Below are 17,556 nucleotides of genomic sequence, written 5' to 3'. Positions count from 1 at the left end.
TATATCCAGTTATGGGTAAGGACTGTTAATCAGAAATTGTCACCTTGCTTGAAAATGGAAACAGTAAATGAATCAGAAGAGGTAAAAATGAAAATTGAAGCGCTGACGCAAAAGGCAGAAGAAGACATTGCCGCTCTGATAGCCAAGAAAATTTCAGAACTACAAAAAAAAACTGGAAAAGAAATTACTGAAATTCAATTTGTTGCTCGCGAAACGATGACAGGCCTGGAAGGCTATGACGTAAAAATTAAACTTCTATAACCTCACCTTCTAAAGACAAGGTCGCAATAGCGGCCTTTTTTATTGTGCATCGTACGCGCATCAATGCAATTGATATTTATTATCGTTTGCGGGTCCTTTCCGGCATATCGGCTTGGTACGGGGCGGCGACCTCGCAGATTCTCGCTATTTATGAAAATTTTCAGGTATTTGCCGTTTCCGTTCTTCTTCTGGCTATCTCGCTGTTTTTACTGAAAACACCCCTTCAAAGGAAAGGAAATGGTGAAGCCCAGGAAATGGTGATTTGGCGTCTGTCGTTTCCTTTCTCTGTTTTATGCAAGGAGTGAGCAATGGAGGTTAACAAAAAAATCTTATCCGAGATTTTCGGCGTCAGCGTTCGCACGATTCAGAACTGGCAGGATCAGGGGATGCCGGTAGCGCGTGGAGGCGGGAAGGGAAATGAGGTGCTGTATAATTCCGCCGCCGTTATCGAATGGTATTCAGCGCGTGACACTGCGATTGAAAATGAAAAATTACGGAAGGAGGTCGAAGACCTGCGGATTGCTTCAGAGTCTGACCTTCAGCCAGGAACGATTGAATATGAGCGGTACCGTCTCACCCGAGCACAGGCTGACGCTCAGGAACTTAAAAATGCAAAAGAGTCCGCTGAGGTGGTGGAGACCGCATTCTGCACGTTCGTGCTGTCGCGGATAGCCGGAGAAATTGCCAGTATTCTCGATGGAGTGCCTCTGTCGGTTCAGCGGCGCTTCCCGGAACTGGAAAACCGACATATTGATTTCCTCAAGAAGGACGTCATTAAGGCCATGAACAAAGCAGCTGCGCTGGATGAAATGATACCGGGGTTGCTGAGTGAATATATCGAACAGTCAGGCTAAGGGGTTGCAGCACTCTGTGAGTGCGGGACTCCGTTCGCTTTTCCGGCCCGAGCCGCAGACAGCTGTTGAGTGGGCAGACGATAACTATTACCTCCCGAAAGAGTCTGCTTATCAGGAAGGGCGCTGGGAAACCTTACCCTTCCAGCGTGCGATCATGAATGCCATGGGCAACGACTATATCCGTGAAGTAAATGTCGTGAAATCTGCCCGTGTTGGCTACTCAAAGATGCTGCTCGGGGTGTATGCGTATTTCATCCAGCATAAGCAGCGAAACTCCCTTATCTGGTTGCCGACTGACGGTGATGCCGAAAACTTTATGAAGTCGCATGTCGAGCCGACAATCCGTGATATTCCCACCTTGCTGGCGCTGGCTCCCTGGTATGGCAAAAAACACCGGGACAATACCCTCAGTATGAAGCGTTTTTCAAACGGGCGTGGATTCTGGTGTCTGGGGGGAAAGGCCGCAAAAAACTATCGCGAGAAATCCGTCGATGTGGCGGGCTATGACGAACTGGCCGCCTTTGATGAAGATATCGAGAAAGAGGGCTCCCCGACCTTTCTGGGTGATAAGCGTATTGAGGGCTCGGTCTGGCCCAAGTCCATCCGCGGATCCACGCCAAAAGTCAGGGGCACCTGCCAGATTGAGCGTGCCGCGAAAGAGTCGCAGCACTTTTTGCGGTTCCACGTTCCCTGCCCGCATTGCGGGGAAGAGCAGTACCTGAAATTCGGCGATAAAGAGACGCCGTTCGGCTTCAAGTGGACGCCGGGTGAGCCTGCCAGTGTGTTTTACCTTTGCGAGCATAACGCCTGTGTGATTAAGCAGCAGGAGCTCGATTTTGCGCAGGCCCGTTACCTTTGCGGGGAGACGGGGATCTGGACGCGGGACGGCCTGTGCTGGTTTTCATCATCCGGTACCGAAATTGATCCACCTGACAGCGTCACTTTTCATATCTGGACCGCCTACAGTCCCTTCACGACGTGGGTGCAAATCGTCAAAGACTGGATCAAGACCAAAGGGGACACCGGCAAGCGCAAGACTTTCGTGAACACCACGCTTGGTGAGACATGGGAGCCGAAAATTGGCGACCGTCCCGATGCTGACGTAATGGCCGAACGTAAGGAGCACTTTGGCGCCGCGGTACCGGACCGGGTGGCCTACCTGACTGCCGGTATCGACTCCCAGCTTGACCGTTATGAAATGCGGGTCTGGGGCTGGGGGCCCGGCGAAGAAAGCTGGCTTATCGACAGGCAGATCATCATGGGCCGTCATGACGATGAAGCCACTCTGCTCAGGGTTGATGAGGCTATCAACCGGACATACACCCGGGAAAATGGGGTGCAAATGTCGGTTTCACGCATCTGCTGGGATATCGGCGGTATCGACCCGACCATCGTTTACAACCGCTCGAAAAAGCATGGCCTGTTCCGCCTGATACCCATTAAAGGGGCATCTGTCTACGGTAAACCCGTTGCCAGCATGCCGCGCAAACGCAACAAAAACGGTGTTTATCTCACGGAAGTGGGAACCGATACGGCAAAAGAGCAAATCTATAACCGTTTCACCCTCGTGCCAGAGGCCGGTGAACCCCTCGCCGGGGCAGTGCATTTCCCGAATAACCCTGAAATCTATGATTTAGCTGAAGCCCAGCAGCTGACAGCTGAGGAGCAGGTCGAAAAGTGGGTGGACGGTAAGAAAAAGATCGTCTGGGACAGCAAAAAGCGACGAAATGAGGCGCTCGACTGCTTTGTCTACGCACTTGCAGCCCTGCGGATCAGCATTTCGCGATGGCAGCTTAATCTCGATTCTCTTCTGGCAAGTCTGCTGGAGGAAGACAGCGGGCGTAAAAATCACAAAACCCTGGCGGATTACGCCCGGGCATTATCCGGAGAAGAATAATGGCGACACAGGCTGACCTGGAGGCAGCACGCGCTGCATTACATGACCTCATGATGGGTAAACGGGTGGCAACGGTACAGAAAGATGGTCGAAGGGTGGAATTTACAGCTACCTCAGTCAGCGAGCTGAGAAAATACATTGCTGACCTTGAATCTCAGGTTGGCTCCACTTCACGGCGCCGGGGACCGGCAGGGTTTTATGTATGAAATTACCAGCTTTAGTGGGGCCGGACGGTAGAACATCCCTGCGCGAATATGCCGGGTATCACGGCGGTGGCGGCGGCTTTGGCGGCCAGTTGCGATCCTGGAATCCGCCCATCGAAAGTGCTGATGCGGCGCTCCTGCCTAATTTCTTACGTGGAAATGCCCGTGCTGACGATCTTGTACGAAATAACGGCTACGCAGCAAACGCCGTGCAACTTCACCAGGATCACATAGTCGGGTCATTTTTCAGACTGAGTTACTGCCCGAGCTGGCGTTATCTTGGCATTAAAGAAGAGGAGAGCCGCGCGTTTGCCAGGGAGGTGGAAGCCGCTTGGTATGAGTATGCTGAAGATGACTTTTGCGGAATTGATGCCGAGCGCAAGCGAACGTTTACGATGATGATCCGTGAGGGGGTCGCGACGCATGCATTCAACGGTGAGTTGTGCGTGCAGCCCACCTGGGACAGTGATTCAACGCGGCTTTTCCGCACGCAATTCAAAATGGTCAGCCCGAAGCGCGTGAGCAACCCGAATAACATGGGGGACACCCGGAACTGCCGTGCCGGTGTCAGCATAAACGATGCTGGTGCAGCGCTGGGCTATTACGTGAGTGAGGACGGTTACCCGGGCTGGATGGCACAGAAATGGACGTATATTCCCCGGGAACTGCCCGGGGGCAGACCATCGTTTATCCATGTGTTCGAGCCGCTCGAAGACGGGCAAACCCGCGGCGCTAACGTGTTTTACAGCGTGATGGAGCAGATGAAGATGCTCGACACCCTGCAAAACACGCAGCTGCAGAGTGCGATCGTGAAAGCGATGTATGCAGCCACCATCGAAAGCGAACTGGATACGCAGGCGGCAATGGACTTTATCCTCGGCTCTGACAGTAAAGACCAGCAAAGCAAAATGACAGGGTGGCTCGGTGAGATGGCATCGTATTACACCGCGGCGCCGGTTCGGCTCGGTGGTGCCAAAGTCCCGCACCTGATGCCTGGTGATTCACTGAATCTGCAGTCAGCACAGGATACGGATAACGGTTATTCAACCTTTGAACAGTCACTGCTGCGCTATATCGCCGCCGGGCTGGGGGTGTCATACGAGCAGCTCTCGCGTAACTATTCCCAGATGAGTTACTCCACCGCACGCGCCAGCGCCAATGAATCCTGGGCGTTCTTTATGGGTCGCCGCAAGTTCGTCGCAGCCCGGCAGGCCTGTCAGATGTTTGTCTGCTGGCTGGAAGAGGCGATTGCGCGCCGGGTTGTCACGCTCCCATCCAAAGCCAGGTTCAGCTTCCATGAAGCGAGAACCTCATGGGGCAACGCAAACTGGATCGGTTCGGGGCGTATGGCTATTGATGGCCTGAAGGAGGTGCAGGAGGCTGTAATGCTGATCGAGGCCGGTCTCAGTACCTATGAGAAGGAGTGCGCCAAACGCGGGGATGACTATCAGGAAATATTTTCTCAGCAGGTACGTGAAACTATGGAGCGCCGGAGTGCGGGCCTAAAACCTCCGGCCTGGGCGGCAGCCGCTTTTGAATCCGGGCTGAAAAAATCAAACGAGGAGGATAAAGATGACGCCAGAGCTGCGTAATCTCCCGCATATTGCCAGCATGGCCTTTAATGAGCCGCTGATGCTTGAACCCGCCTATGCGCGGGTTTTCTTTTGCGCACTGGCAGGTCAGCTGGGGATCACCCGACTGACGGATACGGTGTCGGGCGCAACGCTCGGTGCCGAGCAGATTGCCGAGCCGCTGGCGCTATTTGGTGATGATGAGGAAATGGGACCCCGGACAGCGCGCAGTTACCAGATAACGAACGGCATCGCGGTGCTGCCTGTTTCCGGCACGCTGGTCAGTAAAACCCGGTCGCTGCAGCCTTATTCCGGCATGACGGGATACAACGGGATCATTGCCCGCCTGCAGCAGGCCATGAGCGATCCCGGCGTCGACGGCATTCTCCTCGATATGGATACGCCTGGCGGGATGGTGTCCGGGGCATTCGACTGCGCCGACATTATTGCGCGGATGCGCGATATCAAGCCCGTCTGGGCGCTGGCAAACGATATGAACTGCAGCGCCGGGCAGCTTATCGCCAGCGCCGCTTCCCGCCGTCTGGTCACCCAGACCGCGCGTACGGGCTCAATCGGCGTGATGATGGCGCACAGCAACTACGGGGCTGCCCTGAAAACGCAGGGCGTCGAGGTGACCCTGATTTACAGCGGCGATCACAAGGTTGATGGCAACCCTTACGAAAAACTACCGAAAGACGTTCGCGATGATTTTCAGACGCGGATTGACGCCACCCGCCGGATGTTTGCCGAAAAGGTTGCTGCTTATACCGGCATGTCCGTGCAGGCCGTGATGGATACCGAAGCGGCTGTATTTTCCGGTCAGGAATCGGTGGATGCCGGTCTGGCTGAAGAGCTGGTCAATAACACTGACGCGCTGAACGTGATGCGCGAGTCACTTAAGAAACGAAAAACAATCTCCCCTGGAGGAAATATGGAAAAAGTAACCACCGCATCAGCTGCGGATGCAATTCAGGCCACCGCGTCAGCAGAACAGACAAATACCGTCGAAACCGCTGCTGCAGTTGTTGCTTCACCGGCAGAGGTCAGTGCCCGGGTCGCCGCAGCGGTGAGTGCCGAAAATGGCCGAATTATGGGGATCCTGAACTGCGAAGAGGCGAAAGGACGTGAGTCACAGGCGCGTGCACTGGCCGAAACGCCGGGTATGACGGTCGAAAGCGCACAGCGCATTCTGGCCGCTGCACCGCAAAGTGCCCAGGCGCGTTCCGATACGGCACTGGATCGCCTGATGGAAACAGCACCTGGTGCGTTGTCCTCAGGTAATGCATCTGCTGAAGCAGGTGAAGATTTGTTAAACACCCCCATTTAAGAGGCTCTTATGGCAACGACTGAAGTTTTTACCCATCAACAGCCGCTGGGCAACAGTGATCCGGCACATACTGCATATGCACCTGGTGAACTGACAGCATCCACCCCGGCAATGACCCCACTCATGCTGGATGCCGCTACGGGCAAGTTAACGGTCTGGGACGGTACTCACGCTGGCGCGGCATGCGGTATTCTGGCCGTAGCGGCAGACCAGAGCAGCGTGGAACTGGCATTTTATAAATCCGGCTCATTCCGCATTGAAGATGTTCTCTGGCCTTCAGCTGTGACCGATGAGCATATCAAACGTAACGCGTTCACCGGCACGGCCGTCAGCATCATCTGAATCCTTTCTTATCACTCACATTCATCCATAAAAGCCGCCTGCGCGGCTTTTTTTACGGGAAAAATCTATGTCGATTTATACTACTGCCCAGTTGCTGGCGGTCAATCAGAAGAAATTTAAGTTCGATCCGCTTTTCCTTCGCATCTTCTTCCGCGAAAGCTATCCCTTCAGCACTGAAAAAGTGTACCTGTCGCAAATCCCGGGCCTGGTGAACATGGCACTCTATGTCTCGCCTGTTATTTCCGGCAAGGTCATCCGCTCCCGCGGTGGCACAACCTCAGAATTTACGCCTGGCTATGTCAAGCCAAAGCATGAAGTAAACCCGCAGATGACCCTGCGTCGCCTGCCGGATGAAGATCCACAGAACCTGGCTGATCCTGCCTATCGCCGCCGCCGCATCATTCTGCAGAACATGAAAGATGAAGAGCTGGCGATTGCACAGGTAGAAGAAATGCAGGCCGTATCCGCCGTGCTCAGCGGTAAATATACCATGACCGGGGAGGCGTTTGAGCCGGTGGAGGTGGATATGCAACGCAGCGCCAGAAACAACATTGTTCAGGCGGGTGCTGCGGCCTGGTCCGCCCGGGACAAAGAAACCTATGATCCGACCGATGACATCGAGACGTATGCGGTGAATGCCAGTGGCGTGGTCAACATCATCGTGTTCGATCCAAAGGGCTGGTCACTGTTCCGCTCCTTCAAGGCCGTCAAAGACAAGCTGGATACCCGCCGCGGCTCTAACTCTGAGCTGGAAACCGCACTCAAGGATCTCGGTCAGGCGGTTTCCTACAAGGGTATGTATGGCGATGTGGCAATTGTCGTGTATGCCGGTCAGTACGTTGAAGGGGGTGTGCAGAAGAATTACCTGCCGGATAACACCATGGTACTGGGTAACACACAGGCGCGCGGTCTGCGGACCTATGGCTGTATCCAGGATGTGGACGCGCAGCGCGAGGGCATTAACGCCTCTGCTCGCTATCCAAAAAACTGGGTGCAGACCGGTGACCCGGCCCGTGAATTCACCATGATCCAGTCCGCGCCGCTGATGCTGCTGGCAGACGCGGACGAGTTTGTGTCCGTCAAACTCGCGTAACTTCCACCCGGTGGCCCTTCGGGGCCAATTTTTCGGAGTAGCTTCCATGACTGAAAAAGAGACACTCATCGCCCGGCTGAAAGAGCTGGGCAAAATGCTTGGCCGTGACGTAAATACCAGCGGCACCATCCAGGAGCTGTCGATGCGTATTGCTGAGCTTGAAGAGGAGCTGGATGGAGATGCCGGTTCGGTTGACGGTGAAAATGGAGAGGAGAATGCTTCCGGCAGCACCGGCAGCACCGGCAGCACCGGCAGCACCGGCAGCACCGGCAGCACCGGCAGCACCGGCAGCATCGGCAGCATCGGCAGCACTGACGGTGATATTGCTGACGCGGCGAAAGAAAAAACGACAGCGACCACAGCCGATGACCGGGTAACAGTAGAAACGCTGGCAACCCTGCATATTGACGCGCTGCATGCCACGCGTAACGAACCGGTCTCCATCGTTGAGCCCGGTGTGATCATTCGCGTATCCGAACAGGATGCAGACGAGCTGATCGCAAAGGGGCTGGCCAGAGAAGTCTGAAGGGGACCGCATGGCTGATTTCGATAATCTCTTTGACGAGGCCATGTCGCGAGCGGATGGCGCTATCCGCAGTGTGATGGGCACAGAGGCAAAGGTGATGTCAGGCGCTTTGTCAGGTGTCACCCTGATGGGCGTTTTCGATGATCCGGAGAATATTGGTTATGCCGGCGTGGGGATTCGGGTTGAAGGTACCAGTCCGACTCTGTTTGTGGAAACCGCCACTGTTCAGCAGCTGGAACGCATGGACACCCTGATGATTAACGGGCGAGCTTTCTGGGTTGAGCGAATTGGCCCTGACGATTGTGGATCCTGCCATATCTGGCTGGGTAACGGGAGCCCGCCCGCCGGTACCCGCCGTCGTTAAGGAGGCTGCATGTCCATTAAAGGCCTTGAGCAGGCGATAGAGAATCTCAACAGCATCAGCAAAACGGCTGTTCCGCGTGCGTCGGCACAGGCCGTTAACCGCGTGGCAAACCGGGCCGTCAGCCGCAGCGTGGCAGTCGTGTCGAAAGATACCCGCGTACCGCGAAAACTGGTATCAGCAACGTCAATCAGACGATCCAGACCACCACCGAGTCACTGGCGCAGCAGATTGGGCAGGTTTCTGCTGGCACCGGTTCGCAGTTCGACCCGGCAAAAATCTGGTACTTCGATTCGACAGTGGAGGGCTGGACCGGGAACGGGACCCCGACCATCGTTGACGGCTGGATACGACCTGCGAACCATGCCACCGATCCGTGGGTGGCATCGCCGGGATCACTGGCTATCAACTCCTCATCCTATCGCTTCGTTAAACTCCGCATCAGGAAATTCGGTGCGCCGGGCTGGACGGGGCAGCTGCGGTGGCGTGGTACGGGTGGTTTCAACGACACCAACATGCTCACCGTCGCCGAGCCTGCCTATGATGCCAACGGTATCGCTACGGTGGAGTTCGACAATATCCCGTGGCTGACCGAAACCACGATGAATCAGTTCAGACTGGACCTGTCCACTAAACAGGACGCGACGAACTATTACCTGATTGACTGGGTGGCGGTCGGACGGCCAACGCCAGGCGCAGGTATGGCAGCGCTGCAGCAGGAGACGACAGCCCGTGTCACTGGCGACCAGGCGGAAGCCACGGCGCGCGAGACGCTGGCGACGCAGATCCGGGGCGGCTATGCCGGTGACGACCCGTCAAAACTGGCATCGGGTCTGCTGTACACCGAACGCCAGGCGCGCATCACGGCGCAGGAAGCGGAGGTGACAGAGCGGAAGAAACTGGAATCGACCGTTAACACTAACCAGGCATCTGTAACGCAGGAGCTGGCGACGCTGACAACTGAGCAGGAGGCCCAGGCCACCACGCTTTCGGGACTGACGACCGCGGTTGGCAAAAACACCGCTGCGGTAACGCGCATTGATAAAGCCGTTTCTGATAACAACCAGGCGCAGACCACCGCCCTGGCTGCGGTTAAGGCCACAACCGACAAAAATACGGCGGATATCAGCACGGAAAGCACGGCCCGTACGGATGGTGACAGCGCGCTGGGACGCCGTATCGACAGCTTGAAAGTTGACGTGGACGGTAACACGGCCAGCCGGGACGCCGGTATTGTTGGGAACGTCACCAATGCGCTCGCCAACTTCACAGCGTTCTCGGATCAGCGCGTGACGTTTGCCGTTGGCGAAACGAAAACGATGGCCGAGATCACCGATGTCCGGAAAACCGCGGCGGATGCAACCAGCGCAGTGGCGGAGCAGGTCACCACACTTAAGGCCACGGTAGAGCAAAACGGGCAGACCAACGCTGCAGCCATTACGCGCATTGATAAAGCCGTTACGGATCTGGAGAGCGCCACTGCAACCAGTATTGAGCAGGTGACGGCGTCTATCGGGAAAACCAATGCCAACGTCCAGACGACCAGCCAGGCTGTTGCTGATATCAACGGTAAGCTGAGCGCGCAGTGGGGCGTAAAAGTCCAGGTGGAGGCGAACGGTGTTAAACGCATCGCCGGTATCCAGCTGGGCATTGATGCCGCAGGCTCCTCTAACTTCCTCGTCAGCGCCGACACGTTTGCGGTTTATAACCCGACGACCACCGGTCAGGAACTGGTGTTTGCGGCCACTGGAGGGCAGACATTCCTGCGATCGGTGTTCATCCAGGATGGTTCCATCGATAACGGCAAGATCGGCAATTACATCCAGTCCAGCAACTGGGACGGGACCGGTAATGTCGGCTGGCATATCAATAAATCCGGGTATGCCACGTTTAACGGTGTGACCGTTCGCGGGACGATCTATGCCACCGACGGGAGTTTTAGAGGAAGAATCGAGGCAACCAGCGGGAGTTTCAGGGGAACAGTAGAGGCCACATCTTTCATTGGGGATGTGGCGAACGTGGGCATAGCGTCGGACGCTGTTGTATCAGGCGCTGGCACAGCTTCGAGTTCGATTACGTTTACTGACTCCTCTTCATCATCACTGGATAAATCGGCCCTGCTTGAGGCGATGGTGTACGTCTCCTCTACCTCAGGTTCAACGACAGTGAGCATCACCCTTAACATTAACGGAAATGTTCGTGATATGGGCTCTATAAGCGTGCCTGCCGGCACGGGAGGGCTCTGGGTTACCGTTCGTCATGCTGTCCGCAATCTTACGACCAGCGTGATTACCGGGACCATCACCGTTGTTGGTACTGGCACGGCCAGTAAGCGCATTGCCGCTCCGACACTGACCATTACCCGGGGCACCGGCTCCTTCTCCTGATCCTCATAACCTCAGACCATCTAACCCAGCTCCGGCTGGGTTTTTCATTTTAAGGACATTACGAATGGCCACGATTGATGACGATTTAGCTAAATCTGTCACGGAAGGTTTTCGCCAGGCGCAAATTGATATCGTCAACCAGGACCTGATTTTATCGGGCACCGGTGACGTCACCGTAACCCTTGCAGACGGTTCGAAAAAAACGGGGCCAAGCTGGTCGAAGCTGATCACCGCTGCGAACGCGGCAGGGACCAGCGCCGCCGCCGCCAAAACCAGTGAAACAAACGCCCTAGCTTCTAAAAACGCCGCAGCAACCAGCGCCACGAACGCGGCAACGTCTGAGGGTAACGCACTCGCATCGAAGAATGCCGCCAAGACCTCAGAAACCAACGCGAAAACGTCTGAGACAAATGCCAAAACGTCAGAAATCAACGCAGCGGTCAGCGCCAGCAGTGCTGCAGCATCGCTGGCCGCCGCGCAGCTGCTCACGTCTGTACCCTACGAGGCTCCCCCGTTCCCGGATGTATGGGTGCCGTTCAATGATGATATGCGCCTGCTGGCCGGGTTCGCGCCCTATGACAAGCTCACGATTTCGGGGCAGGTGCTGGAGTTACCGACAAAATCCTCGGTCATTACCCGTTCTACGACGGCAACGTATTACGATAAATCCGGCGTTCTGCAATACGCCGCTATTAATGAACCGCGTTTTGAACGCGAGGGCTTATTGATGGAGGGGCAGAGCACTAACTATATTTTAAATAGTGACGACCCGACTAAATGGAATACCAGCGCGTCTGTGACTAAAACCGTTTTGGCGAGCGATGGAATTGCGCAGGCTGTCACAATGAAAGGGGTGATGAACGCAGAGCAAAACTTTCCTACATTCAATGTGTCCAGTGATTTGACATTAGCTGCGGGGGATATGATTTCTATTTCGTGTCGCGCTAAAGGGAGTTATGGCTATATTCGTATTGTTTTATCGCTGGAGGCAAGCACTCAGTACGCCCTGGCAGTTAACGCAGTTACGGGGGTTCCTATCTCCCCCCCGGCAGGCGTGACTCTGGTTGCAAGCCTCGGAAGTGATGGATACGTTAGTATTCAAGCCACCATGCCAGCGAAAGCGGCAGGAACGCATACTGCGCGCATTATGGCCCAGCCTGCAACAGGTGACACGGTGATCCCAGTTGGCTCCGAGTTTTATGTACAGACGCCGCAACTGGAGAAAAACGCAGTTCCTACCAGCTATATTCCTACCGGCTCGGCGGTTGTGACCAGAGCGGGTGAAAAAGCTACATTGCAACCGTCTGGCAATATTGGATATCAGGCAATAGGTGACGCATTTAGCAGGACGCTGGCATTTGAGATTGCTGTTAATAGGTATGTTACACCAAATGTTGGTTACGCTGATCTTGTCAGGGTGGCGGGTTCCAACAACGATATTATATTCAGGGCGGTGTCAGCCACCATTAACTCATATATTGGCGGGAGTGGGCCATCTGTACCTATAACCTACCCATTTGCCAGTAAAGTCTATGTGCAATCCATTGATGTTGATAATACAAACAGCATGTATTTTGATGGGAAGACCAGCAACAGAAAACAGGCACCAACAAACCCGGCCTCTAAACCAACCAGTATTGATATTCAGAGCAACCCGAATGTTGTTTTTCACATTCGCAACTTCCGTATCTGGCATCGACTGTTAACCCCTAATCAAATTAATGGACTCCGCTAATGAGAGACTTATATCTGCGCTTTAATGACGCCGACGAAATGCGCACGCAATTAACCGCGGCGGGGTTTGTGGATGATGAGGGGCAGGGTGGTTTATATCACCCCGATATCAGCCTGGATGTAATCGGCGCGATTACCGTCGCCACAGAAATTCAAAATGCTGGGGAAGAAAACGAAACTATCCAATACGCCAACCTCCCCGGGTTTCACGTCAATTTGCGCGTGACAGACGATTCGCTGGAACTGGCATCGTTAGACGCCTTCGCAGTCTTCCCTGACAGCCCGTACCGGGTATGGGCATAAGGAGATAAAAAATGGCAAACAGAATAGATAGTGTTGAATTAAACAGGGCCATCAGCGCCTGGACATCCACCATCAATGATGCGTCTCTACCGGGGGTAGGTAGCACGGTTTACGGCGGATACATGAAGTCGCAGTACGCCGTAAATGGCGTTGAGAAGATGTATGCCCAGTTCCAGGTCGTGAAACGTATCGAATGGAACTACTCCATTGCCAGACTGACGGTGATGCAAGGAGCGGGTGGTACCGACTCCGCGCAGAACAACTACTTCGACTTCATGTCCAACGGCAACGTGCAAATTCCGGGACGTTTGTTTATGGGCAGTCCGGCTGTGAACTCGTGGTGGAACTCAGCACAGCCCCACTATGCCGCCTATTACGCGGACACCGCCATGGACTCTCCGGGTAACGGGGCTATAGCTGGCCTTTCCTGGGGATATCAACACAGTAATGGATATCCGCTTCGCTCCATGTGGGGCAATGTGGGAAATGGCACGGTAGGTTGGGCTAACACCGCTCTCACTCAATTTGGGGACAGCGGTGCTAAGGTCCGCTACTGGTACTTCACCCCAGTGAACGGAGATATCGTCACCTCCGCTGGCGGCGATGGGGGTTTTGCTGGGAACTATACGTATCAGAAGGCCGCAACCTCAGATGCTACGTTAAAACACGATATTGCATATGACGACGGAAAAGCCTCTTACGAAAACATCAGGAAGCTGAAACCCTGCACGTTCGTGTATAACGGCGATTACTTAGAGCGTGTGCGCCGGGGGATCATTGCCCAGGACGCTTTGCGGGATATTGACCGCGAGTATGTGAAGCTGGTTCCTGCTGCGCCTGAGTTCGACGAGGATGGTAATCGTTGTGATAAAGACGACACCCTGGCTCTTGATAATAACGTTATCCAGATGGATACGGCGCTGGCGCTGCATCACGCGATTGCCAAAATCGAGGCACTAAACACGCAGGTCGCGCAGCTGCAGGCTGAAGTTCAGGCGCTGAAAGCGTAACGGCATGAGTTTGATCAGCAGTAATTATCATCAACTGGAATTACGATCTCTTTGATGAGAGAAAAAAGCCCGTACGGGAACGGGCACAAATACCTTAGTTTTGTTATCAATCCCGCTCTCAGGACGCAGGTAGTTGACATATCGGCAGCATTAGCCATTACTTTAGATAGGAGGCCTTAGCGCTTCGTTTAAAATCATCTAAATTTAATGAAGTTGAATCCCCCTGTGCGGCGGGGCAATCCAGTTTAGGTACCTGCAAATATGCTTGCGGCTCGTATAACTGGCAACGAATCACCGGGAAGCACCCGGCACGTGTATCAGAGTAAGCTGTTGGTGTGTGCTAATTTCATTTGCCTGCGTAATCGGCAGGCTTTTTTTTACGACGTTAATAAGGAGTCTCTGATGGCGAATGTTGCGTTTTTAGCCGGTTTTTTTGTGCTTATTGTGTCGGGCCTTATCGGTCTTTCTAGAGCGTTATTAAATATCTGGTGCGGTCCGGAGCATCATTGAATCGTTCAGGATGACCTGTGGCCCTGCCATAAAATGCGAGTGCTGCTGGTTTATTGCATCTGGTAATGTTTGTGAGTCAGTCTTTTTAAGTCTGGCTACAGGAACATTAAGAAATGTTAACCATTGCTCCTTTATTTAAAACGAAACCGTGTATGATATCAGTTCAGCCAACGGCGTGAGGGTCATACCTGTTATGAAATTTATCTGTCCTGTATGCAGAAGTAACCGGTTCTTTTTCACCTCCTTCGATCCCGTGCAAAATCTGCCACACGGTGCGTTATGTTCTGTGTGCGGGACCCGGCTAACCACACGCTCCATCTTTCCTGCGCCACGCAGAAGACGATGGCCTAAACAAGTGGTATAGACAAGCCGCCACGATGATCAAAAAAATAATTAAAGTTTCATCCGGGAAATATTCATTCAGAAAGAATGTGAAGTGAATAAGATGATTTCTTTAAGGTTTTTTCCAGTATCATATGGTAAACATAATCTGATAACGGATAGCTGAGCATTGGCACCACACGGAAAAAACCACACAAAACTATCTCTCAAACTGCTCTTACTTCCGGGGTTTTCATTACTGTCCATGGGAGTTTTTCTGGAGCACGTGCTTTCATTGCAATCCCTTGGTGACGGAGAAACGTCTCTCACCTTTGGCTGGGATTTAGTTGCACCTGATAATGAGCCTGTAACCTCAGCCTGTGGTACGCAAGTTAAAACCAGCCTGACTCTGAAGTCACAGGAACTGGTATCGGGTATTAACCATTACTTAATCATTTTCGGCAGCAGGTCCGGTCACGATAATGAACAGCCCGCGTTCTATCTGAAACCAGTTATCGATAAGGCACTCAAAAAGGGAATGGTCGTCGCAGGTATTGACCACGCCGCTTTTCACTTTGCAAAAAATGATTTCATCAGTGAGCATACCCTAGCTACTTTTAATGCTACCCGGCGTTCAGGTGAGCATTACTCATCTGAATCCGTTCCAACTCATACCGGTGTTTTTACCAAAGGCGATATATGGCTTTGTTCGGGAGGGTATGCTGCTTCAAAGATAGCCGAGCTAATTGCGCAAAGAAGACTAGAAAGAATCAGCGAAATAAAAAAATTCAGCACTGCGAAATTCATGAATGAGGGTGAACATAATGATGCCCGAGCCCTTACTTCTTCCATGTCCACAGAGGTTACATCAACTCTTCAGTTTTTAAAAAATAATCTGGCCACGCGCCTTGAGGCGGATGCCATCGCGTCGCGCTTCGGGTTAAACAGGCGAACCCTTGATTTAATGATGATCCGCGAGACGGGCAGAACCGTCAAGCAGACCATCGTACATCTGAGAACAGACTATGCCTGCCACTTACTGGCACAGAAAACGAAATCACTGAAAGAGGTGGCTGAAGAGTGCGGTTTTGCGAACATTAGCCAGTTCACCAGGCTCTTCAAAAAAAGAATGGGATTAACGCCCGCAGCATGGCGTTACGATGCCTATCTCAACTCGCCCCGGCAAAAATAGTTTTGAGAGGGTAAGTCACTTTTAGCCTTTAAAAGTGGTTATCAAAACTCTAAGCAATTATGGCAAAAACAAGGAGTTATAAAGCAGGTCAAACAAGCCATAAAATCTGATTTTGTGTTACCATTCTTATAGAAAGTAATGGCTTATAATGATTGCGTGGAACTACTGCTGCGTCACATGGAGTGGTTCGAAGCCGCAGACCTGATCGTTAAAGGTATGGAAGGCGCGATTAACGCCAAAACCGTAACTTACGATTTCGAACGTCTGATGGAAGGCGCTAAGCTGCTGAAATGTTCAGAGTTTGGTGACGCGATCATCGCGAACATGTAATCTGAATCTCGGGTTATATGAAAACGGGAGCCGATGGGCTCCCGTTTTTTTTATTCATAGCCCTCAAACGGTTATCAACATCAAGATAGCTTCAGGGACGATGGGTTCGAAAATATTTTAAACAGGGTCATCTAATGCGTACCGCAAATATCCGTGCAATGATCGGAGGAACTCTTTTACTGATGTCAATCTTAGTCCCGGCGTCCGCCGCTCAGTCTCCCACCAGGGCTTCAGAACAACCAAACTCGCAGCATATCTCTGTACAGACCGAAGGCACAGGAACGGATGTCATATTGATTCCGGGGCTGGCGTCGTCTCGCGACGTTTGGGCCGGTTTAGCCTCAGGTTTACGTACGAGCCACCGCATTCATCTTGTCGAACTTGCGGGATTTGCGGGTACACCTGCTATTTCCAACCCGGACGGGAAGATCATCGCTCCGGCAGTTGATGCCATCGCGGAATATATCAACACCCAGCACATCAAAGCCCCTGTGATCATTGGCCACTCTCTTGGAGGGGAGATCGCCTTGATGCTGGGGGCCCGTTATCCCGACCTGGTCGGTCGCTTGATGATCGTCGATGCGTTGCCGTTCTATACGTTGACGATTAACCCTGCGGCGACCAGCGAAACGGCGGTCCCGCATGCAACCGCCATGCGGGACTGGCTACTGTCCCAGTCGGCGGAGCAATTCGTAGCGTTTCAGAATACCTCCATTGCCCGTTTAGCCAGGACCGAGGCGGTGAGACCTGCTCTGGTGGCGGCGGGGATCAATTCTGATCGCAAAACCGTTGCGGATGCAGTGTATGAACTGATGGTTACTGATTTGCGTCCCGAGCTTGGCCGCATTCGGGCGCCGATTGAGATTGTGTATGCGTATGACCCTTTATTCGGCATACCTGCAGCCAGCGTGGAGACGATGTACCGTCAAGCCTATGCCGCTGCATCCGAAATCCATTTCACGCGTATCGATGACAGTTTTCATTTTGTCATGCTCGATCAGCCAGAACGGTTCTCCAGCGCGGTTGCGTCATTCTTAAATCAATAAAAGATGACAAATGAAAAATACGTTCTAAGATTTTCAAGAAACAAACCTGAGAACATGGAGTTTCTTATGACAATTGCGTTGCTGGCAGCCTTATCCGCGCTTCTGATTGTGTCGGGGCTTATCTACGTGTTGCGGCAGTTAATGAATGCCTGGTGTGAACCGGAACGCCACTAGGCTACCCACTCTATTCTTCTTCACTTCCGTACAAGATCTGCCCTACGCCGCGGTGGGTTCCGTCTCTGGAACCCATTCTGCGTTTAGTGACGCTAATATCCAGGAGGAGGGACC

At 53.2% G+C, this 17,556-nt stretch carries 18 protein-coding genes and 2 pseudogenes; 19 read left to right on the top strand and 1 reads right to left on the bottom strand.

Annotated features, from left to right (window positions below):
- Positions 1-87 precede the first annotated feature (87 nt).
- The 12 genes and pseudogenes from LG383_RS10205 to LG383_RS10150 all read left to right on the top strand — a co-directional run.
- Positions 88-261: a GnsA/GnsB family addiction module toxin gene (locus LG383_RS10205; protein ID WP_166182179.1), complete on the top strand. Its 174-nt coding sequence runs from the start codon at positions 88-90 to the stop codon at positions 259-261.
- A 44-nt stretch (positions 262-305) separates the two neighbouring features.
- Positions 306-566, top strand: a complete 261-nt coding sequence (locus tag LG383_RS10200) for a hypothetical protein (protein WP_225759042.1) — start codon at positions 306-308, stop codon at positions 564-566.
- 3 nt (positions 567-569) lie between these two features.
- Entirely contained in the window at positions 570-1,115 is a 546-nt protein-coding gene (locus LG383_RS10195; protein ID WP_225759041.1) for a terminase small subunit, read from the top strand.
- Positions 1,090-3,012, top strand: a complete 1,923-nt coding sequence (locus LG383_RS10190; protein WP_225759040.1) for a phage terminase large subunit family protein — start codon at positions 1,090-1,092, stop codon at positions 3,010-3,012. Before LG383_RS10195 ends, LG383_RS10190 begins: the two co-directional genes overlap by 26 nt.
- Positions 3,012-3,218: a phage head-tail joining protein gene (locus LG383_RS10185; RefSeq protein ID WP_103179211.1), complete on the top strand. Its 207-nt coding sequence runs from the start codon at positions 3,012-3,014 to the stop codon at positions 3,216-3,218. The genes LG383_RS10190 and LG383_RS10185 overlap by 1 nt, the downstream gene beginning before the upstream one ends.
- The gene (locus tag LG383_RS10180; protein ID WP_225759039.1) at positions 3,215-4,807 is read left to right on the top strand and encodes a phage portal protein; all 1,593 of its coding nucleotides are present in this window, start codon (positions 3,215-3,217) and stop codon (positions 4,805-4,807) included. Before LG383_RS10185 ends, LG383_RS10180 begins: the two co-directional genes overlap by 4 nt.
- Positions 4,788-6,113, top strand: coding sequence for a S49 family peptidase (locus LG383_RS10175; RefSeq protein ID WP_225759038.1), 1,326 nt, complete (start codon positions 4,788-4,790; stop codon positions 6,111-6,113). Before LG383_RS10180 ends, LG383_RS10175 begins: the two co-directional genes overlap by 20 nt.
- A gap of 9 nt (positions 6,114-6,122) precedes the next feature.
- Positions 6,123-6,455, top strand: a complete 333-nt coding sequence (locus LG383_RS10170) for a head decoration protein (RefSeq protein WP_103179214.1) — start codon at positions 6,123-6,125, stop codon at positions 6,453-6,455.
- A 67-nt stretch (positions 6,456-6,522) separates the two neighbouring features.
- Positions 6,523-7,548 (top strand): major capsid protein, encoded by a 1,026-nt coding sequence (locus tag LG383_RS10165; protein ID WP_103179215.1) that lies wholly within the window; start codon positions 6,523-6,525, stop codon positions 7,546-7,548.
- A gap of 46 nt (positions 7,549-7,594) precedes the next feature.
- Positions 7,595-8,074, top strand: a complete 480-nt coding sequence (gene gpFI / locus LG383_RS10160; protein ID WP_225759037.1) for a DNA-packaging protein FI — start codon at positions 7,595-7,597, stop codon at positions 8,072-8,074.
- Positions 8,075-8,084: 10 nt separating this feature from the next.
- On the top strand, positions 8,085-8,438 hold the full coding sequence (locus LG383_RS10155; protein ID WP_225759036.1) for a head-tail joining protein: 354 nt from the start codon (positions 8,085-8,087) through the stop codon (positions 8,436-8,438).
- 9 nt (positions 8,439-8,447) lie between these two features.
- Positions 8,448-8,613: pseudogene (locus tag LG383_RS10150) on the top strand (phage tail protein); the annotation flags it as partial.
- A 12-nt stretch (positions 8,614-8,625) separates the two neighbouring features.
- On the opposite strand, the gene LG383_RS10145 reads toward LG383_RS10150, so the two are convergent.
- On the bottom strand, positions 8,626-8,844 hold the full coding sequence (locus tag LG383_RS10145) for a hypothetical protein (RefSeq protein ID WP_225759544.1): 219 nt from the start codon (positions 8,842-8,844) through the stop codon (positions 8,626-8,628).
- A gap of 106 nt (positions 8,845-8,950) precedes the next feature.
- Here LG383_RS10145 and LG383_RS10140 point away from each other — a divergent pair, with 106 nt between their 5' ends.
- The 7 genes and pseudogenes from LG383_RS10140 (at position 8,951) to LG383_RS10110 (ending at position 17,268) form a co-directional block, all read left to right on the top strand.
- Positions 8,951-10,822: a DUF1983 domain-containing protein gene (locus LG383_RS10140; RefSeq protein WP_225759035.1), complete on the top strand. Its 1,872-nt coding sequence runs from the start codon at positions 8,951-8,953 to the stop codon at positions 10,820-10,822.
- A gap of 64 nt (positions 10,823-10,886) precedes the next feature.
- Positions 10,887-12,557: a hypothetical protein gene (locus tag LG383_RS10135; protein WP_225759034.1), complete on the top strand. Its 1,671-nt coding sequence runs from the start codon at positions 10,887-10,889 to the stop codon at positions 12,555-12,557.
- Positions 12,557-12,859 carry a hypothetical protein gene (locus tag LG383_RS10130; protein WP_225759033.1) on the top strand — a complete coding sequence of 101 codons (303 nt, stop codon included), beginning with the start codon at positions 12,557-12,559 and terminating at the stop codon, positions 12,857-12,859. Before LG383_RS10135 ends, LG383_RS10130 begins: the two co-directional genes overlap by 1 nt.
- Positions 12,860-12,870: 11 nt before the next feature.
- Positions 12,871-13,869: a tail fiber domain-containing protein gene (locus LG383_RS10125; RefSeq protein WP_225759032.1), complete on the top strand. Its 999-nt coding sequence runs from the start codon at positions 12,871-12,873 to the stop codon at positions 13,867-13,869.
- 1,117 nt (positions 13,870-14,986) lie between these two features.
- On the top strand, positions 14,987-15,892 hold the full coding sequence (locus LG383_RS10120) for a helix-turn-helix domain-containing protein (RefSeq protein WP_225759031.1): 906 nt from the start codon (positions 14,987-14,989) through the stop codon (positions 15,890-15,892).
- Positions 15,893-16,051: 159 nt separating this feature from the next.
- A pseudogene (locus LG383_RS10115) lies at positions 16,052-16,222 on the top strand (isocitrate/isopropylmalate family dehydrogenase); the annotation flags it as partial.
- A gap of 134 nt (positions 16,223-16,356) precedes the next feature.
- A complete protein-coding gene (locus LG383_RS10110; protein WP_225759030.1) occupies positions 16,357-17,268 on the top strand; it encodes an alpha/beta fold hydrolase in 912 nt (303 codons plus the stop codon).
- Positions 17,269-17,556 lie beyond the last annotated feature (288 nt).

Source organism: Leclercia sp. Marseille-Q4284 (assembly GCF_916618945.1).
Lineage (GTDB): Bacteria > Pseudomonadota > Gammaproteobacteria > Enterobacterales > Enterobacteriaceae > Enterobacter > Enterobacter tamurae.
This window is presented reverse-complemented; position numbering and strand designations above follow the sequence as displayed.

What these genes read in the sequence shown, in the direction of transcription:
- LG383_RS10205 (WP_166182179.1), top strand. Translation starts at nt 88, where the DNA reads ATGAAAATTGAAGCGCTGACGCAAAAGGCAGAAGAAGACATTGCCGCT.
- LG383_RS10195 (WP_225759041.1), top strand. Translation starts at nt 570, where the DNA reads ATGGAGGTTAACAAAAAAATCTTATCCGAGATTTTCGGCGTCAGCGTT.
- LG383_RS10185 (WP_103179211.1), top strand. Translation starts at nt 3,012, where the DNA reads ATGGCGACACAGGCTGACCTGGAGGCAGCACGCGCTGCATTACATGAC.
- LG383_RS10180 (WP_225759039.1), top strand. Translation starts at nt 3,215, where the DNA reads ATGAAATTACCAGCTTTAGTGGGGCCGGACGGTAGAACATCCCTGCGC.
- LG383_RS10175 (WP_225759038.1), top strand. Translation starts at nt 4,788, where the DNA reads ATGACGCCAGAGCTGCGTAATCTCCCGCATATTGCCAGCATGGCCTTT.
- LG383_RS10170 (WP_103179214.1), top strand. Translation starts at nt 6,123, where the DNA reads ATGGCAACGACTGAAGTTTTTACCCATCAACAGCCGCTGGGCAACAGT.
- LG383_RS10165 (WP_103179215.1), top strand. Translation starts at nt 6,523, where the DNA reads ATGTCGATTTATACTACTGCCCAGTTGCTGGCGGTCAATCAGAAGAAA.
- gpFI (WP_225759037.1), top strand. Translation starts at nt 7,595, where the DNA reads ATGACTGAAAAAGAGACACTCATCGCCCGGCTGAAAGAGCTGGGCAAA.
- LG383_RS10155 (WP_225759036.1), top strand. Translation starts at nt 8,085, where the DNA reads ATGGCTGATTTCGATAATCTCTTTGACGAGGCCATGTCGCGAGCGGAT.
- LG383_RS10140 (WP_225759035.1), top strand. Translation starts at nt 8,951, where the DNA reads ATGCTCACCGTCGCCGAGCCTGCCTATGATGCCAACGGTATCGCTACG.
- LG383_RS10135 (WP_225759034.1), top strand. Translation starts at nt 10,887, where the DNA reads ATGGCCACGATTGATGACGATTTAGCTAAATCTGTCACGGAAGGTTTT.
- LG383_RS10130 (WP_225759033.1), top strand. Translation starts at nt 12,557, where the DNA reads ATGAGAGACTTATATCTGCGCTTTAATGACGCCGACGAAATGCGCACG.
- LG383_RS10125 (WP_225759032.1), top strand. Translation starts at nt 12,871, where the DNA reads ATGGCAAACAGAATAGATAGTGTTGAATTAAACAGGGCCATCAGCGCC.
- LG383_RS10110 (WP_225759030.1), top strand. Translation starts at nt 16,357, where the DNA reads ATGCGTACCGCAAATATCCGTGCAATGATCGGAGGAACTCTTTTACTG.